The organism is Pseudomonas sp. CFBP 13719, assembly GCF_014842095.1.
In the GTDB taxonomy this organism is placed as follows: domain Bacteria; phylum Pseudomonadota; class Gammaproteobacteria; order Pseudomonadales; family Pseudomonadaceae; genus Aquipseudomonas.
The window spans coordinates 170,817-187,574 of the sequence record NZ_JACYVB010000001.1; the positions used below are offsets into that span (position 1 = coordinate 170,817).

Here is a 16,758-nt window from a genome sequence, read left to right on the forward strand (position 1 = left end):
CCTGATCTATTGATGTATGCACCGCTCAAGGCGACGATTGCACTCATGCATAAAACTATCGATAAAATTCTGGCTGAGCTGATGGCTCGCGAAGGCCTTAACCAAGCCAGGCTTTCAGCACTGACGAAGGTTGGGCAGCCGACAATCTCGCGAATATTGAAGCCGAACGGGCCCAAGGGAATCAAAAACCCTACCGATACCCAAGTACGGCCGATCGCCGATCATTTCCAGATCAGCACTGATCAGCTGAGAGGGTATGCGCCTCTGGACCTGGCAGCTGAGGGAGAGTCAGTCGCGCAGCCCAGCACCTCATCCACTATGGATGCAGTGAAGGAAATGCTTGCGCGTGCGTCGAAGCTGCCCGACGGACTGAAGCAGAGAATCCTTGCCACGGCGGAACAAGGCGACAACGTCATCACCGTCGACTTCTCCCGCCCAGGTCAGGTCGGCGATGAAGTTTGGATTGCTCACTACGACGTCCGCGCCGCGATGGGTGGCGGGCAGATCCCGCATGAATACCCTGAAATGCTCCAGGACGTGCGCGTTAGCCCGCGCCACCTGCGGGAAATGGGCGTCCGGTTTAAGGAGCACTTCCACCTCAAGATGATCACCGGCTGGGGCCAGTCGATGGCGCCGACGATCAAGGATCGAGACCCACTGCTGGTGGACGTGACGATCCGGGAGTTCACCGGCGACGGGATCTACCTCTTCTCGCACGACGAGATGCTGTACGTGAAACGCCTGCAGAAAAAGGGGAAGGAGCGCTTCAAGATGATCTCGGACAACGAGCGCCATGATCCTGAAGAGATCAGAGTGGACGACACTCACATACTGGCGCGGGTGCTGTACGTATGGAATGGCGCGCCGGTTTGATTTGAGACTGGACTTAGACTTCAGCCGGAGCTTTACAACGACGCAATCAAGGATGTGCCATGGTCGGTTGGAATGAGATGACTGGCGTTACCGGTCACATGAACATGAAGTACGAGGGACTGGACGCCAACCGCCATTTGCTGGATGCCGGCCAGTACGCCAAATCGGTGGAGGGCGCTTCACGACTCTACAGGTTAATCAGCCACTACTGCATATATGGCGAGGTTTTAGCATCGCGCCAACACTCCGACATAAGGTGCTTCTCAGCGCCGCCTAAAGAGGGGTCTTTCGAGCAAACACTGGTTATACTTACAGGTATCACACACCAGATGCCTGCCTTTGCGGATGTCTACAAAAAGACATTTGACTGGATGACCTCCCAGGTTCTGGCCTACGTCAAGAAAGCGCTCTCGGGAAAATCGGACGTGAAAGATTTCATAGAGGTGCTCAGGGAAGAGCTCAAGAACTCATCGGATCTCAAACACGTGATGGCGAACGGATTGATCAGAGCCAATGACAACGCCCATCAATCCATGGAAAGATTGACAGATAAACTTCTGGCCACGCTCCCTATTTTGGTTGAGGCCGCGAGAACTCCCATGCGGAATACCTTGGCCCCAGTTGGCAAGTCGTGTGATCAAATCACACAGTTCGCAGACTCTGATCATCCCGTCGAGATTACGGAACCAGAGGCGTTGGCCATTCGCTCTAACGGCGAGGTGTCAGTTGGCGAGCCCGGAAGCTACGTTATATCCCGGATCTACGCCCTCAGCGTGGATACAGGCGTGTGTCGGGTGCAGATTGAGGGATATTCTGGCTCGGTACATGGGAAAATCACCGACATCGCTCTTTCCTTTCCGAACAATGCATACACTCAAGCTATGGGCAGTCACGCCAGCCTCAAGGTTCGTGCGCGCCCAGTGTTCAAGGATGGCGAGCTGCACAGGCTATTTATCACAGAGACGTGATTTTCATTCTTGGCAGGCCCGCTATATGAGCGGGCTTTTTTGTGTCTGTTAGAAAGGCGACGTGTCGGGATTTGCCGCCCATGGATCAGCTTTCACTCCGCTATCCTGCTCCCACTCGTCCACACCTGGCGTGCCTGTCTTCTCAAGCTCTTCCCATCGCACCAGCACGCTCCCATCTTCGCGGTGCTCCAGTTCCAACTCGTCAGTCGCGGCCATCTGGCTCAGCGCCTCTTCCCACTCCTGATCTCCATCGCTATCGATCCGGTGAATCAGCACCCACCGCTGAAGCTGCGCTACCGGGTGATTGATCATTTCGGATACGCGCAAGCTCAGGCGCTCCATCCCTGACATTCCCTGGCGCTCCTGTTGCGCCGCCTCTACCTGCCTTGCCATACCGCACCTCCAAAGCTGTATGTATATCCAGTAATCCGCAAAGCATAGCGACGCCTTTCCGAAATGTGAACCCTGATCTGTCGGATTTCTCTCTCATGCACGCATGAACAAATTTATGCACTGGTGCATTGACATAAGAATTGCACTGGTGCATATTTGCTCCATCGAGACGCAACAGCCCCTCACAAGGCCCTCAGCGGATCGGTCCGCTCTTTACCACCGCCAAGATCCTCGCGACCGACTACCCCTTCACAGGTAAGTGCGAGCAACAAACAGTCGATCCCATGCCAGCTCTGGAACTGGCCGTGCTCCCTCATGAGAGCACGCGAAACCACGCAAGCCATCCAGGAAGAACACCGGACACGAAATGTGTGACCTGGCCAAAGAGAGGACTCGGGCGATGCGCGTGGTGGAGAGCCGAACGATTTACTGAAGCGCCTGGGCGACCGGGCGTTTTGGAAATACGACGGAGAGCAAGACGATGAGCCTGAAAGATCAAGGTTTCAAATTCTGCATAAGTCCTGACAAAAGCACTGGTCGCTGGCTTCACCCTGCAGAACGACTGGCGCTTTATGCAGGCTGGACCGATGTGACTGACTGGCCTGAGGCGAGGCTCCTGTCATTCGTACTTCCCGCGCCGAAGCAACAAGAGTTGTTCGCGGCCTGACAATTTCACTGGCTGGCCTTGGAGACAGGGCCAGACGGGAAATCAACGAACGAGGATATGGCTATGGCTTTACCTGAAGAGTTTGGGGGACAGGTTGCAGTGTGCATGGTGGCTGGCGGGATCTGCTTCGTGCTGATGATGCTGTCGGTGCTGGCCGGAAAGGTTTGGGCCCATACCTGGGCATGGATTGATGACGGTAAGCCAGGCCGCAACCCGGTGCTGGAGCTGATGGCCCGACTCCGAGGATGGACGCCCTACACCACTGAGGGCAGCGGCCAATACCTTTGGTGGAAGGACAAGAAAGGGGAAAGCCAGCCAGACGTTCTGCTGTTCTTTTTCCCCATAGCGATCTTGGGTCCACTGGTTGCTTTCCTGAGCCTCAAGTTCTACCCGCTGCTGCTCACAGTGTTGACCCTTGCGGTGATCGCCTACGTCGCTCGCTTTGCCCGGCGACATCGGAAGCTTTTCGATAAGCACCTGAAAGATCCAGAAGCTCACAAGTGAACCATCCTCCTGCGCATTCAAAGAGTGCGCAGCGGGATGCGGACGATTCTGCACCGCGCAACGCGGCCCCCTGCATTACCCCTTAAACCCATACGACCGCATCGGCGGGTGCCAGGCTGGCTATTCACGCCCAGCTTGGTCCCTGTTGCCTGGCATCCGACCAATGCGGTCAGAGGATCGAATAATGAACAAGCAACCGAAAGCCATTCAGTTCGCTCAAGACTTTCCAAACATCGCAGCTTGCGGGCCGCACGTTGCTGGCGGCTTTAACTCCCGGATTCAGGGCGAAGAGCTCTACAGCGCTATCCGTGGAGCGTACCGCTGGGAGCGCGAGCAGGGATGGTGGGCCGCCGATCAAAAGATCGCAGCAGGAAAAGCCTACTTCGTTCATCCCTTCCCGCACGGCAAGTGTAGAACCCCCGGTTTCGTCTACGGCGGCACTTGGGCCTGCAACGAATGCAACAGCGACGGCTTCCAGAAGCCATGGTGGAAGGTCCGCGTGATGAAGGACGGAACCGCGTGGTGCGTGGTCGGCGAAGGCTTTGAAGATCTCCAGGCTTCCAGCAACTACGCATTCGGAGACACCAAACAAGAAGCTTTGTATGCCTACGCGGCGCTGATGGCTTCAGCGGCATAACCCACCGAGGACACCACCATGGCCAAACGATTGGAGAAACTTCCGCGCCGCCGCTCAAGCCAAGCTTGGCCACGGTCGGCGATCAAGCAGTGCTTTGACGTTGCATTCAGCCACACCGCCCGAGCGCGCGGTTTCTTGGTCGCTTGCGACTTCAAGTATGCCCAGCAGTGCCTGGCAGATGCTGCGCACGCTCATGACTTGGCGCGGCAGCTGATCAGGGGGATTCGAGCATGATCAACAGAACAGCCAGGTCGGCCTTCGATGGTCACATCGAAACCGCAAGCAACATGGCGCTGGAACATTCGCTCGGGTTCGAATATGAGCTGGGCTGGGCAGCCGGACTCGTTTCGTACGCCCTTTACGCTGGCGATATCACGCACAGCGAGTCGACGCTGATGCATCAGCGAATTCAAGCCGTGCGTAGCCGCCGCGTAGCGCTCCTGTGCCGCTCAAGTCGTCGGGAGGTTGCATGACTACCCCAATGGTTAAAAGCATCCGAGACGAACAGCTGGAGGACGTCAGCGCGTTCGACATGCGCGAGGCATATCGACTGGCTGAGCGTCGCGGCTTCTACGGCGCCCCAGTCGAGCAGTATGAAGATCCTGCACCGAACGGCCGGCGCCTTCACGTTCTGAGGTATCGAATCGGCGGTGGCCGGCAATGAGCGTCAACGAGAGCTATGCGGACAGCTTCCAAGCTCTCGAAAGCGATCGCCGAATGTCCTCCGAGTCGTCAACTGCTTCCGTTGACGACTGGTTCGACGACGAGAGCAACGCACTTATCGCTGCGCGGCGACAGGCCGCCGAGAGTAGGCGATTGGCCGGACTGCCGGGCCGTATAAATCGCGCCATCCAACAAATGCAGAGTGCTTGCGGTACTAGGCCTCTCACCCACGACGACGCTCAAAATGGAGCGCAAGGAGTCAGCATGACCCAATCCAAAGAGCTGGCAGAAGTGCCGCCGGCAGAAACCGCGCTCCAGGTATTCACCACTGAAAAAGGCCTGGAGCCTTGGTTGCAGCAGGTCCGGCTGAAGGTGGACGAGTTCAACAAAACGCTACCCGAGCTGACCACTCAAAAGGGTCGTGATCGGTACGCGTCGATGGCGCATCAGATTGCCAAGTCCAAGACCGCTCTCGAAGCTGTTGGCAAAGCGCTGTCTGCCAAGCAGAAGGAGCTCCCGAAGAAGATCGACGCAGAGCGGAAGCGCGTATGGGACACCCTGGAGCTTTGGCAAAAGGAAGTGCGCAAGCCGCTGGATGAATGGCAGGCCGCAGAGGATGCTCGGATCGATCGTCACCGTGACGCGATCCTGCGCATCACTGTGCTGGCCTCCGACCTCGAAGGGATCATCGTTGACGACCTGCTGGGCCGCATCGAAATGGTCGAGGCGGTTGAACTGGGTGATCGGTGGCAAGAGTTCGAAACCGAGGCAGCGCGCGCCAAAGACGACTCGCTGAAGACGCTTCGTGACACCCTGGCAGTGCGGCAAAAGCATGAAGCCGAACTGGCCGAGATCGCTCGCTTCAATGCTGAAAAAGCTGAGTGGGAACGCGCCGAGCATGAAGCCGCCATTGCCCGTGAAGCAGCGGCGCGAGCCCAACGCGAAGCCGACCAGCGCGCACAAGCTGAGCGCGAAGCCGCAGCACAGCGCGAGCTGCAGTTGAAGCTCCAGGCCGAGCAAGCCGAGCGCGCAGCGGCACAGGAAAAAGCGGATCGCCTGGCCGCTGAGCAGCGCGCAGAGCAAAACAGAATCGCCGCTGAACGTCGACACACTGAAGCTGTGGAACAGGCCCGACTCGACGAGCTTGCGCGCCAGAAGGCAGCTGCCGAAGAGATCATCCGTCAGGAAAGGCTGCGCGAGGCGGATGTGGAGCATCGACGCGCCATTAACCGTGCCGCCATCGCAGCTTTCCTGAACCACGGCATGACCGAAGCTTGCGCAAAGCAGGCCATCACACTGATTGCCAGCAAGCAGATCCCGGCAATCACCATCGCTTACTGAGCACCCCATGAGCACACCACGCATGGCCGCCCATCTCGATTGGGCCCAGGTCGGCGAGTTCGCACCTGAGCAATTCACTGGCGACGACCGCGCCGCATACGAAGACGAAGCCCGCTTGATCGAGCGGGAATGGGAAAACAACGCCAACTGAGGCAACCACTCATGTTCAAGAAAGCTGAACGCAAGCAGGCCAAGCTACGGCTGGCACTTGCCGGGCCGTCGGGCTCAGGAAAAACCTACTCCGCCCTGCTCATGGCCAAAGGTCTGGGAGGACGGATCGCGGTTATCGACACCGAGCAGGGCAGTGCCTCACTTTACTCCGACATCGCCGACTTCGATGTTCTGGAGCTGCAGGCGCCCTTCTCGCCTGAACGATACGTTGAAGCCATCACCGCAGCCGAGGCGGCTGGCTACAGCGTGCTGATCATCGACAGCTACTCACATGAGTGGACCGGGCCAGGTGGCTGCCTGGAATCGAATGAGGCGCTCGCCCATCAGAAGTTTCGGGGCAACACCTGGGCCGCTTGGAACGAAACCACGCCCCGGCACCGTCAGCTGACCAACAAGATCCTGACCAGCACCCTTCACGTCATCTGCACCATGCGCAGTAAGACGGAAACAGTCCAGGGTGAGGGCAAAAAGATCGTGAAGCTGGGCATGAAGTCGGAACAGCGCGACGGCACCGACTACGAGTTCACCGTGGTGCTGGATCTGACACACGACGTGCACACCGCGATGGCCAGCAAAGATCGAACGAAGCTGTTCGACAAGCCCGAGCTGATCACCGAGGCAACCGGCCAGAAGCTGCTGGCTTGGCTCAACTCGGGTGTCAGTCCGGAAGCGCGCGCCAAGGAACTGCTGATTGATGCCCTTGCGGATATTGCCACCGCTACCGACATGGCTGGGCTCCAGTCGGCCTTCAATGCTGCCAAGGCAATTGCGATTGGGTTCGACGACCTGGTCTTGCAAGTGGTTGCAGCGAAGGACAAGCGAAAAATCGAGCTCACACCATTGGAGCAGTCAGCATGATCAGCAACGAGAAAATCGCGGCCCTTGCCGAAGAGCAAGCCCGCATCGACGCGGCGCGCGCGGCATTCCTCGCCCGGGGCGGCCGGGTTCAAGTTCTGGCTTCCTACGAGTTCAAGCCCGAGCCACCCCGCAAGGCCTGGGTAGACCCTGAAACGGTCCTCAAGCGCCGCAAGCCACCGCTCTCCCGCAGCGATCGCATCGCGCTGCGCCAACTGGCGGCCCAGCTATGAGCAAGGTCCGCAAAGCCTGCAACCGGCGCGTCCAGATCGACCGCGCCCGCCGGGCCCTGGTGCGTACCAATCATGCCGCAGTGGCCAACGTCGAGCCTGGCGATATCCAGATCATGGTCAACTGGAAGACCTGCAAGCAGATCTGCAGCCTGCCGGTGGCCAATGCCCTTTGCGATATTGCCCACCGCTGGACGGTTTACATCGCGGTGTTCTGCCAGGACCCCACCGGCGCCCAGTACAGCAAGGCAACGGAGTTCACCACGGCAGGCATGCACCTGGTGGCGAACCTTGAGCCGCTGATGATCGAGAAGCACGCAGAGGTCTGCGCGTCAGCCAACCAAAAGCATGTGATCGGTTCTGGCTGGATAGCTGTTCCCGACCAGGTAAGCCTCACCGAGGCCCAGGCGAACGCTGTGTTCACGGCCATGGGCGTCTGGCAGCGAGCCCGCGCAGCATGAGGCGCATCAGCACGCTGGCCAACGCCCGGCGCCGCGCCCACAACTACAACCTCCCACCGAGTGGCATTCAACATGACCCCACTATGGCGTTACCTCACCCAGGCCGCAGGAATGACGGCGCAGAAGCTGGCGGATGCGGCCGGCATGACGATTCAACAGGCCCGCGCAGACCTGGCCGAACTTGAGGCCCAGGGCAAGGCCTGCCGCGAGCGCGGCGCCGTGGGCAAGCCGCACATGTGGTGGCGCGCTGGAAGTCGGCCGCTGGATGGCCTGGACGTGCTGGTGCACATGGCGCTGGCCGCGCACCTTCACCCTTCCGCCGGCGTTTTGCGCGAGTTGCTGGCCAGTTCCGGTAACCGCGCCAAGGACGCAGGCGTGAAGAAGATCGTGGCCATGGCCGCAATGTCCAAGGCGCCGCATCAGATCGTGTGGCAGGCGCTGGACAACTACCTGCCAGAGGAACAAGCGCAGGAGGCGGCGTGATGGCGATGGATACAAAAGAGCGATCGGAAGTGACTGCGAATAACCGGGCGGCGCGCAGAGAGGAGGAACTGCGGCTCTGGTGCATGAAAGGAACGCGGGATCAGCTGAAAAAGCTGATGGAGTGGACCGAAGACAGCCAGCAAGCGTCAGTGATGACCCTGGCAATCCGGTATATCCACTCTCTGGGGCCTGAAGCGGCCCGGGAAGCACTCATGCCGCGCCACGATTTGAAGATTAAGGAATCGTGGCGCAAGCGGTTCGATAGCGAAACTCGGCGGGAGCTGCTGAGGGAGCCAGGCGACGAGGTCCTAGCCCCTCAGGGCTGAGCGAGGTGATCGTCAATTATTCTCTCGGCGGTTTCATGCCCTGCAGCTATCGCGCTCTCCTCGTTATCCCAGCCGCTCTGAAGGGATTTGATTCGGACTTCGCCTTGCTCTTCATTGAACTGAGCATCGACATTGACGCGAACTACTTTTCCGTCGGCGGCGATGATGCTTGTGATTCGGTACTTGACGTCGCGGTAGACAAATTTGTTTGGCCGCCCTTCGAACGATATTCGGGTCATACATAGCTCCTTGATTTGGCCTCATGCCGGCCATCATCTATACCCCAAACCCACCCCTATTTGCCACTCACCGAGATATCGGAGGGCGGCGCCTGCAATGGAGATTGCCATGACCCACAAGTGCTACCGGCGCGACCCAGACGTGAGGGCTGTTATCGACCTTGTGTCTGACAACCAGATGCAAGCCGTTTTCGACGGCACTAATTTCGGCCATACCGACTTTCGCGGTCTGCTCGCCCAAGGCTGCATCAAGGCTCTGGCCGGCTGGCACCAGGGCCACACGCTAACCACCATCCTCGACGAGCTGCGCCTGATCAGTTGGAACAAGCAGACCAGCAAGATCAAGGTCACCGCCAAAGGCCGTCACTACATCTGGCTCGCGTTCAAAGGCCGCCCCGGCGTCTGATTCGGTTGCCCTTCCCCCTATCTTGACCTATCACTCTGAACGCCTCGGCAGACAGAAAGTATTGCGCCATAAATATGTACGCACGCGTTCTGTGGCCCTGGATTTCCAACGGAAGAGCGCGCTTATATTTCAGCAACATCACGCGAATGGGGTGGTTGATCCGATTACTTCCGAGCCAAAATCAAAAATTCCGCGTTTCTCTCTTTAATCTTGTATTCGCGTAGTTCGTTAAGTGCAGAGGTACGGCCAGCAAAGGTTGCTATTTTTATTGCACTTGTAGCCACTACCGGTCCTAGGGAGACCGCCGGGATTGATCCAAGTAAAAGCGTTCCACTTGCAGCAGCAGCTTTAGCTTTGGCGTTATGAATCTTGAAGGCTGCTATCGCGGATCCAGCTGCTATGGACAACGCGCCGAATGCAATCAGCCAGGCGACTTTCCCTTTGGCTTTTATCTTGACAACCTTCGCGCACAAATCGCCTTCAATTTCGATTTCGTCTGCGCCACTGTTAATAGCGTCAGCAAGTTCTCTTTCACTGGTTGCTTTTCGTCGCATTGGTCAAGCCTCCTTTATGATAAGGTACTTATCGGCCAACTTTTTGAAAGCTTGACAGCTATCTTTTCTTTTCCCGCTGCCAAGAAAAGCATTAGACGGCGCCTTCTATAGAAATCGCCAGATGCGCCAAGAGGCGAGAAATGCCCATGCTTGATTACTGCTGGCATCTAGGATCACTGCATTGCCTCATTGACTTAGCTTATCGAACCATGCTCCCTGACTAAGAAATTTTTACTGCGGCCAAACTAGCGATCAGACTGGGATCAAGAAGGAAAGAAAACCGGTGGAACACCCGGCATGCTATTTTCAAAGGTTCTCTTGATTATTTGGATTCGTGTTTTATTCTCAACTGGATATCTATAAACAAAAAAACTTTGCCTGCCTGACAAACCGCTAGACTTAGTATAGTGGATTTGTATCTCACAATCTTCATGAATAGGAAAAACATCTTTTAACATAAATTCTTTGGACTCACCTTTTGACAACGGACTGAGCCTGACGCTAACAACCTCCTCATCTTTGATCAACGCCTGGGCGAAGACATGTTCGCAGTAGCTCCCTTTATTCTCAAGCAAGAATCTTTCTGCCACTAAGACATCACCCACCTCGAGGTAATTAGTCGGCCCCAAATATTCAAGTTGCAGAAGAGGCTCTAATGATCTCTCATAGTTTTCGAGACTTCGCTGCTGAGCCTCAGCCAAAGAGGCTTGTTGCTTTACTGATTTGGCAACTTCCTCGGCTTGAAGACGCAGCGCGTCAGAGCTTAGCTTAAGCTCTCGGCCTTGCTGTAGAAACCCCAAGACAAGCCATAGAAATGCTACTGGCCCAAAAGCACCGGCTAAGAAATCCCCCAATTCGTTCAACTTAAGCTGGAGCAATTCGTCAAGTTTCGCAGCCACAACCAAAATGATAATGCCTATATAAATAACTGTCCCATGAGCGGCATACCATTCGACTTTCTGAGCGGCCCACCAATCAGTTGTTTCTTCGCACCAGAATCTAAATCGCCTCATATCGGTTCCATCCAAAATAATCACGCCAATCTATCTCAATTCAACCAATCACGCTATCCAGATAGGCTTCGTATGTCCGCACACCAAAAGAAACACCAGTTCGACTTCAATACCCAATACAGCCTCGGCTTTTGCCCGATAGACGACGAGATCGTGGTGGACTTCTTCTGTGGGGGTGGCGGCGCCGGTACCGGGCTGGAGATGGGTCTGGGTCGCGCGGTGACCGTGGCCAAGAACCACAACCCCGCAGCGATCAGCATGCACACCGTCAACCACCCGGCTGCTCGCCACTACACCACCGACGTGTTCGAGGGTGATCCTGACGAGGAATCCGGCGGCCGCGCCGTGGGCTGGTTCCACATGAGCCCCGACTGCACCCATCACAGCCAGGCGGCCGGTGGCCAGCCGCGCAAGCGCGAGATCCGTAACCTTTCGTGGATCGGTTTGAAGTGGGCCGGCAAGAAGCGCCCACGCGTCATCAGCCTGGAGAACGTGAAGCAGATCCTGCAGTGGGGCCCGCTGATCGCAAAGCGTGACAAAGTCACCGGGCGGGTGATGAAGCTGGGCGGCCAGGTCGCCGCGCCGGGCGAAGTAGTACCTGTGCACCTGCAGTTCCTGGTGCCCGACCCAAAACGCCGCGGCACGACCTGGCGCCGATTCGTCGCACTGCTGGAAGGCATGGGCTACGCCGTCGAGTGGCGGGTCATCAAGGCCTGCGACTTCGGGGCGCCCACCAGCCGAGAGCGGTTGTTCATGATCGCCCGGTGCGATGGCCAGCCCATCGTGTGGCCAGAGCCAACGCACGCTCGCAAGCCCGCCAAGGGCCAGCTGAAGTGGCGTACCGCCGCAGACTGCATCGATTGGTCGGTGCCGAGCAAAAGCATCTTCGGCCGCAAGAAGGACCTGGCCCCGGCCACCCTGCGACGCGTAGCCAAGGGCATGAAGAAGTTCGTGATAGACAGCCCCAGCCCTTTCATCGTGCCGATCGCGAACTGGTCCGGCGAGCTCGCCCAGTCTGCTCATGAGCCGCTGCGCACGGTGACGTCGTGGCCACGCGGGGGATCATTCGCCATGGCCAGCCCTATCATCGCGCCAGCAACGCATCAGGGTAGCGACCGGATAAACGATCCAGGCCAGCCGCTGCCAACTGTGACGTGCGCCAACCGGGGCGAGCTGACATTGATCAGCCCTGTGATGGTCACCGTAGCACATGGTGAAGGCAAGCCGGGCGGCGTCCAGCGATGGGGCCAGGGCACCAAGGAAGCTGCGGAACCTCTCGGTACCGTCACTGCATCCGGCGGCCATGCAATCGCCGCGGCTCACCTTGTGAAGTTTCGATTTGACGATGCCGGCAAAGCGCTCGATGAGCCTCTGCCAACCATCACCAGCGGCGGCAACTACCAGCGCCCGGCCGGCTCCGCGCACGCCATGGGCGTGTGCACGGCAGTCATGGCCCAAATGAACGGCGGATTCAACACCACCGATGCCAAGCCCATGGACGAGCCCATGACCACAGTCACCAATACCGGAAGCCAGCAGCAGCTGGTAACCGCCAACCTGGTGCACCTGCGCGGCAACTGCGATGCGCGTGACACCGCCGACCCACTTCACACTATCAGCGCCGGCGGCACTCACCACGGACTGGTCACCGCTTTCATGGAGCGCCAGTTCGGCGCCAGCGTCGGCCAGGCTATCGACGGACCGGCACCGACGATCACAGCCGGCGGTGGCGGCAAGAGCTCGCTGGTGGAGCTGAAGCTGTCGCCCGAGCATGAAGAAGGCGCGCTGCGCGTTGCGGCGTTCCTGATCAGCTACTACGGCACGGAGAACGTCAGCGGCTGCAGCAGCCCGGCGCCGACGATCACGACCAAGGATCGGCTCGCCCTGGTAACCGTCATGGTCAAAGGCACCCCCTATGTGATCGTCGACATCTGCCTGCGCATGCTGCAGCCGCACGAGCTGTACCGCGCCCAGGGCTTCCCCGCTGACTACATCATCGACAAGGGCGCCGACGGCCGGAAGTTCACGAAGACAGAGCAGGTGCACATGTGCGGCAACAGCGTCAGCCCACCGCCAATGGCCGCACTTGCCCGAGCAAACGATCCATGGCGCGCCGCGGCGCGGGAGGCAGTAGCAGCATGACCATCATCATTGCCCAATGCGTCATCGTGTGGCTCTGCCTGCAACTTCCTGCAGGCATGATCCTCGGCCGCTTCATCGCAAGCGCCGACGTCATCGCCAAGTAACCCCTACCCCCTCAATTCAAAGTCAGCCGCTGTAGCGGTGTGGCGGAGCTATGTCCATGGAAAATCAAATCAAGGAACGCCCGATCCTGTTCTCGGCCACGATGGTGCGCGCCATCCTGGATGGCCGGAAGACAGTCACGCGCCGGGCGCTGAATGCGCAAGCGTTGAAGAACATCGGCTACGGAGTTCAGCTTGGCGAGTGTCATGAATTGCCAAGCGAAGGCCCGCTGCATCCGAACAGCATCGGGTACTACACGGACTTCTGCCCCTTCGGCCAGCCAGGCGACCGGCTTTGGGTGCGCGAGACGTTCACCGACCTTCGCGGAACTGGCATTGAGCACCGGCCAGATCCCGAAGGGCCATTGCAGCGATACGCATATGCCGCTGATTGCCCCCCAGGATCTTATGCGGAAGAGGCGCGCAAAGATTACGGCATCAAGTGGAAGCCCAGCATTCACATGCCGCGCGCGGCGTGCCGCATCTTGCTCGAGATAACCGATGTGCGGGTCGAGCGACTGCAGGCCATCAGCGATAAGCAGGCCATGGCCGAAGGTGTGAGGCTCTACGCCGATCATGCAGCGCTCGGCGACTGGTACCACGTCGAAGGAAAGGAGACCTACAGCGCTGATCCCCGCAAATCTTTCGAGCTGTTGTGGTCGTCAATCAACGGTCCGACTGCCTGGGATGCCAACCCGTGGGTGTGGGCGGTCGAGTTCAAGCGGGTGACGCCATGAGCAAACAACGCGCGAGAACAAGCACCGGCGCAAAGGTGACGGTCACCCTGGAATTATCAAGCCTGGGATCTTGGGGCCCCGACTGCACTACGGGTCAAGTTCACGACCAGGCACGCGAAGCCGCGATTGGTCGCCTGAACAAGGTTTTCAAAGACCACATCGCGAACACAAGGATCATCGGCCCGATCATCGTCGAGGCCGTGAGCACCACCCTCGAAAAACGCTAACCCCTCCCATCTATGCAGCCTGCCGGTGATCGGCGGGCGGAGATTTCTGCATGCCAAAAGTAATGCGATCAGTCGCAGATCCAGGCGCGGAACACGGATTTCGAGTAGAGCCTGCAACATATGAGCAGGCTGAAGCGTTAGCAGGCTTCAGGCTTGATCGCCGGCGTAAGTACTGGATCACAGATGAAGGCGAGGTCGAAGAGGAAGGCGTTGTGACGCTGGCTTGTAGCGGATGCAGTTGCGGATGTGAGGGTGGCTGCAGTTGCGGCCCGTCGTCAGGATGCAGCGAGTGCGGTTACACGGGCAAGCGGCGTTTTCACTTCGGTTATCCCGCTCAATCACCGGAGCAGCGAAAAGAACTTCGAAACCTTTAACCTCTTCTGCCGCCAAGCGCGGCACGGAGCAGTACCTATGGCGAACGCCACAGCTGCACAGGCGGCTATCTCACCCCGGTTTATCCGTGCCCGCGACGCCGCCGGTTACCTAGGCATGTGTCGGGCCGAGTTCGACAAGACCGTCCGGCCCCATGTTCGGGAATTCCCGATTGGCAAGCAGGGCATCGCCTTTGACCGGCATGAGTTGGATGAGTGGGCCGATGCCTACATCCAGGCCAAGGCCATTGATAAAACCCCAGTTCAGGACAACAATCAGCCCCGCAGCGAGCGTCATGGCCGGGGTAAAGGAGCAACGGCATGGCCCAAAAAGCAATCTCTGGCCTCCAGCAAATGCCGAGCGGCATCTGGAAAATCGACAAGAAATACCGAGGAGAGCGAATTCAAGAGAGTACTGGCACTCGTGACCGGGCAGAAGCTGAGCAGTACCTGATTCACCTGCTGGAAAAGCGCCGGGAGCGGAAGATATACGGGGTTCGGGATGTGCGCACCTGGCGGGAGGCGTCTATCAAGTTCTTGATGGAGGTGAAGGATCAACCGTCCATTCACATCTCGGCAACGTACATGGCGCAGCTCGACCCGTTCATAGGCGATATGCCGATCACGCACATTGATGACGATGCGCTGGCGCCCTACATAAAGTCGAAGCTGAATCCGCTCAAGGGGCGCCCGGTTACGAACAGGACAGTGAACATTGCCCTTCAGCGCGTCATCCGCGTTCTGAACCTGTGTGCGCGGAAGTGGCGCGACGAACAAAAGCGACCCTGGCTTGATACCGTACCGATGATCTCTCTGCTGGATGAGCGGACGTCGGCACGCAAGCCCTACCCACTGTCCTGGGAGGAGCAAACGATCCTGTTTTCGCAGTTGCCCGAGCACCTGCAGATTATGGGAATGTTCAAGGTCAACACCGGCTGTCGTGAGCAAGAGGTGTGCAAGCTTCAGTGGGATTGGGAGATTGCGGTACCTGAGCTGGAAACGAGCGTGTTCCTGATACCGGCGGGGTTTGGCGGGAGGAGTGAGAAGGCGGGAGTTAAGAATCGCGACGAGCGCCTGGTGGTGCTCAACGATGTGGCCAAGTCGATCATTGAAAAACAGCGCGGTCAGCACGCCAAGCACGTCTTCCCGTTTGGCAAACCAGACGAGCATGGCGTGGGCACCACCATCAACCGCATGAACGACTCAGCATGGAAGCGCGCCCGCATCAGGGCAACGAAGAAGTGGCTTGAAACCCATATACGCAAAGCCCATGACGGGTTCACCAGGATTCGAGTTCACGACCTGAAGCACACCTTTGGCAGAAGGCTACGTGCAGCAGGCGTGACCGAAGAGGATCGCAAGGCTTTGCTGGGACACAAGAACGGAAGCATTACCAGCCACTACTCGGCAGCAGAGTTGGATCAGCTCATTACCGCGGCAAACAAGGTATCAGTAACCGACTCGCGCGCACCAGCGCTGACGATTCTGAAAAGGAGGCAGGGTTGAGCAAAAAGCCAAGGTCACTTGAAAAGTCACTATGGCATAAACAACAAAGCCACCCGAAGGTGGCTAAGTCATTGAAATAAATGGTCGGGACGGAGTGATTCGAACACTCGACCCCTTGCACCCCATGCAAGTGCGCTACCGGGCTGCGCTACGCCCCGACCGAGCGTAAAGCTGTTCCAGAACCTCTGAGAACGTCGAGAAATATACCTTAAGCATTTGAATTATGGAAGTATTCTTTTCCAGAAATTCACTTCTTGAGGACACTCAGCACATCTTCGAGCTCGGAGATCGTCTGGCGGATCAGTTGCTTGTACTGCGTAGTGTCATCCTTGGCCTCGTCGCCGGACAGGCGCAGACGCGCGCCGCCGATGGTGAAGCCCTGGTCGTACAGCAGCGCGCGGATCTGGCGGATCATCAGCACGTCCTGGCGCTGGTAATACCGACGGTTTCCGCGACGCTTCACGGGGTTGAGTTGAGGAAACTCCTGCTCCCAGTACCGCAGCACATGTGGCTTGACGGCGCACAAGTCGCTCACTTCACCGATGGTGAAGTAGCGCTTGCCGGGAATGGGCGGGAGCTCGTCGTTATGACTTGGTTCCAGCATAGGCCTCAACTCGGGCTTTCAACTTCTGCCCTGGACGAAAGGTGACCACGCGGCGAGCCGTGATCGGGATTTCTTCACCGGTTTTCGGATTGCGGCCAGGCCGCTGGCGTTTGTCCCGAAGGTCAAAATTGCCAAAACCGGACAATTTGACCTGCTCGTTGTCTTCAAGAGCGTGCCTGATTTCTTCGAAGAAAAGCTCGACCAATTCCTTGGCCTCTCGTTTGTTCAGGCCCAACTCTTCATAAAGACGTTCCGCCATTTCAGCTTTCGTCAAAGCCCCCATGCG

26 protein-coding genes and 1 tRNA gene are annotated in these 16,758 nt (G+C 58.0%); 20 read left to right on the plus strand and 7 right to left on the minus strand.

Translation table 11 applies throughout. The annotated features are described in order from the left end of the window. Positions 1 to 45 precede the first annotated feature (45 nt). Both IFT57_RS00870 and IFT57_RS00875 read left to right on the plus strand, forming a co-directional pair. Positions 46 to 873: a LexA family transcriptional regulator gene (locus IFT57_RS00870; protein ID WP_192149953.1), complete on the plus strand. Its 828-nt coding sequence runs from the start codon at positions 46 to 48 to the stop codon at positions 871 to 873. Positions 874 to 932: 59 nt separating this feature from the next. Beyond that, positions 933 to 1,841 carry a DUF7946 domain-containing protein gene (locus IFT57_RS00875; protein WP_192149955.1) on the plus strand — a complete coding sequence of 303 codons (909 nt, stop codon included), beginning with the start codon at positions 933 to 935 and terminating at the stop codon, positions 1,839 to 1,841. 48 nt (positions 1,842 to 1,889) lie between these two features. Here the strand turns inward: IFT57_RS00875 and IFT57_RS00880 are convergent, their stop codons facing one another. Further along, positions 1,890 to 2,234 carry a DUF1654 domain-containing protein gene (locus tag IFT57_RS00880; RefSeq protein WP_192149956.1) on the minus strand — a complete coding sequence of 115 codons (345 nt, stop codon included), beginning with the start codon at positions 2,232 to 2,234 and terminating at the stop codon, positions 1,890 to 1,892. A 481-nt stretch (positions 2,235 to 2,715) separates the two neighbouring features. Between IFT57_RS00880 and IFT57_RS00885 the strand changes: the two genes are divergently transcribed. The 12 genes from IFT57_RS00885 to IFT57_RS00940 all read left to right on the plus strand — a co-directional run bounded on the left by IFT57_RS00885 (position 2,716) and on the right by IFT57_RS00940 (position 8,572). After that, entirely contained in the window at positions 2,716 to 2,901 is a 186-nt protein-coding gene (locus IFT57_RS00885) for a hypothetical protein (RefSeq protein ID WP_192149957.1), read from the plus strand. A 63-nt stretch (positions 2,902 to 2,964) separates the two neighbouring features. Further along, positions 2,965 to 3,405, plus strand: coding sequence for a hypothetical protein (locus IFT57_RS00890; RefSeq protein ID WP_192149959.1), 441 nt, complete (start codon positions 2,965 to 2,967; stop codon positions 3,403 to 3,405). A gap of 184 nt (positions 3,406 to 3,589) precedes the next feature. Further along, on the plus strand, positions 3,590 to 4,042 hold the full coding sequence (locus IFT57_RS00895; protein ID WP_192149961.1) for a hypothetical protein: 453 nt from the start codon (positions 3,590 to 3,592) through the stop codon (positions 4,040 to 4,042). Between the two features lie 230 nt (positions 4,043 to 4,272). Continuing rightward, positions 4,273 to 4,515 carry a hypothetical protein gene (locus tag IFT57_RS00900; RefSeq protein WP_192149963.1) on the plus strand — a complete coding sequence of 81 codons (243 nt, stop codon included), beginning with the start codon at positions 4,273 to 4,275 and terminating at the stop codon, positions 4,513 to 4,515. Further along, the gene (locus IFT57_RS00905; RefSeq protein WP_192149968.1) at positions 4,512 to 4,706 is read left to right on the plus strand and encodes a hypothetical protein; all 195 of its coding nucleotides are present in this window, start codon (positions 4,512 to 4,514) and stop codon (positions 4,704 to 4,706) included. The genes IFT57_RS00900 and IFT57_RS00905 overlap by 4 nt, the downstream gene beginning before the upstream one ends. Further along, positions 4,703 to 6,046: a hypothetical protein gene (locus tag IFT57_RS00910; RefSeq protein WP_342030322.1), complete on the plus strand. Its 1,344-nt coding sequence runs from the start codon at positions 4,703 to 4,705 to the stop codon at positions 6,044 to 6,046. The genes IFT57_RS00905 and IFT57_RS00910 overlap by 4 nt, the downstream gene beginning before the upstream one ends. Positions 6,047 to 6,053: 7 nt before the next feature. Then, positions 6,054 to 6,197 carry a hypothetical protein gene (locus tag IFT57_RS00915; protein ID WP_156463100.1) on the plus strand — a complete coding sequence of 48 codons (144 nt, stop codon included), beginning with the start codon at positions 6,054 to 6,056 and terminating at the stop codon, positions 6,195 to 6,197. A gap of 11 nt (positions 6,198 to 6,208) precedes the next feature. Then, positions 6,209 to 7,075 carry an ATP-binding protein gene (locus IFT57_RS00920; protein ID WP_192149971.1) on the plus strand — a complete coding sequence of 289 codons (867 nt, stop codon included), beginning with the start codon at positions 6,209 to 6,211 and terminating at the stop codon, positions 7,073 to 7,075. Next, on the plus strand, positions 7,072 to 7,305 hold the full coding sequence (locus IFT57_RS00925) for a hypothetical protein (RefSeq protein ID WP_192149974.1): 234 nt from the start codon (positions 7,072 to 7,074) through the stop codon (positions 7,303 to 7,305). Before IFT57_RS00920 ends, IFT57_RS00925 begins: the two co-directional genes overlap by 4 nt. Continuing rightward, a complete protein-coding gene (locus tag IFT57_RS00930; protein WP_192149975.1) occupies positions 7,302 to 7,763 on the plus strand; it encodes a hypothetical protein in 462 nt (153 codons plus the stop codon). The genes IFT57_RS00925 and IFT57_RS00930 overlap by 4 nt, the downstream gene beginning before the upstream one ends. A gap of 72 nt (positions 7,764 to 7,835) precedes the next feature. Continuing rightward, entirely contained in the window at positions 7,836 to 8,246 is a 411-nt protein-coding gene (locus tag IFT57_RS00935) for a DUF7740 domain-containing protein (RefSeq protein WP_192149977.1), read from the plus strand. Further along, the gene (locus IFT57_RS00940; protein ID WP_192149979.1) at positions 8,246 to 8,572 is read left to right on the plus strand and encodes a hypothetical protein; all 327 of its coding nucleotides are present in this window, start codon (positions 8,246 to 8,248) and stop codon (positions 8,570 to 8,572) included. The genes IFT57_RS00935 and IFT57_RS00940 overlap by 1 nt, the downstream gene beginning before the upstream one ends. Here the strand turns inward: IFT57_RS00940 and IFT57_RS00945 are convergent. Beyond that, positions 8,563 to 8,811, minus strand: coding sequence for a hypothetical protein (locus tag IFT57_RS00945; protein ID WP_192149981.1), 249 nt, complete (start codon positions 8,809 to 8,811; stop codon positions 8,563 to 8,565). The two genes, IFT57_RS00940 and IFT57_RS00945, sit on opposite strands and share 10 nt — an antisense overlap. A 109-nt stretch (positions 8,812 to 8,920) precedes the next feature. Between IFT57_RS00945 and IFT57_RS00950 the strand changes: the two genes are divergently transcribed. Next, entirely contained in the window at positions 8,921 to 9,217 is a 297-nt protein-coding gene (locus tag IFT57_RS00950) for a hypothetical protein (RefSeq protein ID WP_192149983.1), read from the plus strand. Between the two features lie 164 nt (positions 9,218 to 9,381). Here the strand turns inward: IFT57_RS00950 and IFT57_RS00955 are convergent, their stop codons facing one another. Together IFT57_RS00955 and IFT57_RS00960 are read right to left on the minus strand one after the other, a co-directional pair. Continuing rightward, positions 9,382 to 9,771, minus strand: coding sequence for a hypothetical protein (locus IFT57_RS00955; RefSeq protein ID WP_192149985.1), 390 nt, complete (start codon positions 9,769 to 9,771; stop codon positions 9,382 to 9,384). Between the two features lie 263 nt (positions 9,772 to 10,034). After that, entirely contained in the window at positions 10,035 to 10,808 is a 774-nt protein-coding gene (locus IFT57_RS00960) for a hypothetical protein (RefSeq protein WP_192149987.1), read from the minus strand. 48 nt (positions 10,809 to 10,856) lie between these two features. Here IFT57_RS00960 and IFT57_RS00965 point away from each other — a divergent pair, with 48 nt between their 5' ends. The 5 genes from IFT57_RS00965 (at position 10,857) to IFT57_RS00980 (ending at position 15,868) form a co-directional block, all read left to right on the plus strand. Next, positions 10,857 to 12,926, plus strand: a complete 2,070-nt coding sequence (locus IFT57_RS00965) for a DNA cytosine methyltransferase (protein WP_192149989.1) — start codon at positions 10,857 to 10,859, stop codon at positions 12,924 to 12,926. A gap of 154 nt (positions 12,927 to 13,080) precedes the next feature. Beyond that, positions 13,081 to 13,764, plus strand: coding sequence for a hypothetical protein (locus tag IFT57_RS00970; protein WP_192149991.1), 684 nt, complete (start codon positions 13,081 to 13,083; stop codon positions 13,762 to 13,764). Next, complete coding sequence (locus IFT57_RS00975; RefSeq protein WP_192149993.1) at positions 13,761 to 13,991, plus strand: hypothetical protein; 231 nt, start codon at positions 13,761 to 13,763, stop codon at positions 13,989 to 13,991. The genes IFT57_RS00970 and IFT57_RS00975 overlap by 4 nt, the downstream gene beginning before the upstream one ends. A 411-nt stretch (positions 13,992 to 14,402) precedes the next feature. Then, positions 14,403 to 14,816, plus strand: a complete 414-nt coding sequence (locus tag IFT57_RS26905; RefSeq protein WP_244657228.1) for a helix-turn-helix transcriptional regulator — start codon at positions 14,403 to 14,405, stop codon at positions 14,814 to 14,816. Beyond that, entirely contained in the window at positions 14,717 to 15,868 is a 1,152-nt protein-coding gene (locus tag IFT57_RS00980; protein ID WP_244657244.1) for a tyrosine-type recombinase/integrase, read from the plus strand. The genes IFT57_RS26905 and IFT57_RS00980 overlap by 100 nt, the downstream gene beginning before the upstream one ends. Before the next feature lie 81 nt (positions 15,869 to 15,949). Here the strand turns inward: IFT57_RS00980 and IFT57_RS00985 are convergent. From IFT57_RS00985 to ihfA, 3 genes are all read right to left on the minus strand, one after another. Continuing rightward, positions 15,950 to 16,026 (minus strand) — tRNA-Pro (locus IFT57_RS00985). An 89-nt stretch (positions 16,027 to 16,115) separates the two neighbouring features. Next, positions 16,116 to 16,472, minus strand: a complete 357-nt coding sequence (locus IFT57_RS00990; RefSeq protein WP_043188397.1) for a MerR family transcriptional regulator — start codon at positions 16,470 to 16,472, stop codon at positions 16,116 to 16,118. Beyond that, positions 16,453 to 16,755, minus strand: a complete 303-nt coding sequence (gene ihfA, locus IFT57_RS00995) for an integration host factor subunit alpha (protein ID WP_002553164.1) — start codon at positions 16,753 to 16,755, stop codon at positions 16,453 to 16,455. The genes IFT57_RS00990 and ihfA overlap by 20 nt, the downstream gene beginning before the upstream one ends. Positions 16,756 to 16,758 lie beyond the last annotated feature (3 nt).

Bases quoted from the DNA above. Each gene is read 5' to 3' on its own strand.
- IFT57_RS00870 (WP_192149953.1), top strand. From the start codon at position 46: ATGCATAAAACTATCGATAAAATTCTGGCTGAGCTGATGGCTCGCGAA.
- IFT57_RS00875 (WP_192149955.1), top strand. From the start codon at position 933: ATGGTCGGTTGGAATGAGATGACTGGCGTTACCGGTCACATGAACATG.
- IFT57_RS00880 (WP_192149956.1), bottom strand. From the start codon at position 2,234: ATGGCAAGGCAGGTAGAGGCGGCGCAACAGGAGCGCCAGGGAATGTCA.
- IFT57_RS00885 (WP_192149957.1), top strand. From the start codon at position 2,716: ATGAGCCTGAAAGATCAAGGTTTCAAATTCTGCATAAGTCCTGACAAA.
- IFT57_RS00890 (WP_192149959.1), top strand. From the start codon at position 2,965: ATGGCTTTACCTGAAGAGTTTGGGGGACAGGTTGCAGTGTGCATGGTG.
- IFT57_RS00895 (WP_192149961.1), top strand. From the start codon at position 3,590: ATGAACAAGCAACCGAAAGCCATTCAGTTCGCTCAAGACTTTCCAAAC.
- IFT57_RS00900 (WP_192149963.1), top strand. From the start codon at position 4,273: ATGATCAACAGAACAGCCAGGTCGGCCTTCGATGGTCACATCGAAACC.
- IFT57_RS00905 (WP_192149968.1), top strand. From the start codon at position 4,512: ATGACTACCCCAATGGTTAAAAGCATCCGAGACGAACAGCTGGAGGAC.
- IFT57_RS00910 (WP_342030322.1), top strand. From the start codon at position 4,703: ATGAGCGTCAACGAGAGCTATGCGGACAGCTTCCAAGCTCTCGAAAGC.
- IFT57_RS00915 (WP_156463100.1), top strand. From the start codon at position 6,054: ATGAGCACACCACGCATGGCCGCCCATCTCGATTGGGCCCAGGTCGGC.
- IFT57_RS00920 (WP_192149971.1), top strand. From the start codon at position 6,209: ATGTTCAAGAAAGCTGAACGCAAGCAGGCCAAGCTACGGCTGGCACTT.
- IFT57_RS00925 (WP_192149974.1), top strand. From the start codon at position 7,072: ATGATCAGCAACGAGAAAATCGCGGCCCTTGCCGAAGAGCAAGCCCGC.
- IFT57_RS00930 (WP_192149975.1), top strand. From the start codon at position 7,302: ATGAGCAAGGTCCGCAAAGCCTGCAACCGGCGCGTCCAGATCGACCGC.
- IFT57_RS00935 (WP_192149977.1), top strand. From the start codon at position 7,836: ATGACCCCACTATGGCGTTACCTCACCCAGGCCGCAGGAATGACGGCG.
- IFT57_RS00940 (WP_192149979.1), top strand. From the start codon at position 8,246: ATGGCGATGGATACAAAAGAGCGATCGGAAGTGACTGCGAATAACCGG.
- IFT57_RS00945 (WP_192149981.1), bottom strand. From the start codon at position 8,811: ATGACCCGAATATCGTTCGAAGGGCGGCCAAACAAATTTGTCTACCGC.
- IFT57_RS00950 (WP_192149983.1), top strand. From the start codon at position 8,921: ATGACCCACAAGTGCTACCGGCGCGACCCAGACGTGAGGGCTGTTATC.
- IFT57_RS00955 (WP_192149985.1), bottom strand. From the start codon at position 9,771: ATGCGACGAAAAGCAACCAGTGAAAGAGAACTTGCTGACGCTATTAAC.
- IFT57_RS00965 (WP_192149989.1), top strand. From the start codon at position 10,857: ATGTCCGCACACCAAAAGAAACACCAGTTCGACTTCAATACCCAATAC.
- IFT57_RS00970 (WP_192149991.1), top strand. From the start codon at position 13,081: ATGTCCATGGAAAATCAAATCAAGGAACGCCCGATCCTGTTCTCGGCC.
- IFT57_RS00975 (WP_192149993.1), top strand. From the start codon at position 13,761: ATGAGCAAACAACGCGCGAGAACAAGCACCGGCGCAAAGGTGACGGTC.
- IFT57_RS26905 (WP_244657228.1), top strand. From the start codon at position 14,403: ATGGCGAACGCCACAGCTGCACAGGCGGCTATCTCACCCCGGTTTATC.
- IFT57_RS00980 (WP_244657244.1), top strand. From the start codon at position 14,717: ATGCCGAGCGGCATCTGGAAAATCGACAAGAAATACCGAGGAGAGCGA.
- IFT57_RS00990 (WP_043188397.1), bottom strand. From the start codon at position 16,472: ATGCTGGAACCAAGTCATAACGACGAGCTCCCGCCCATTCCCGGCAAG.
- ihfA (WP_002553164.1), bottom strand. From the start codon at position 16,755: ATGGGGGCTTTGACGAAAGCTGAAATGGCGGAACGTCTTTATGAAGAG.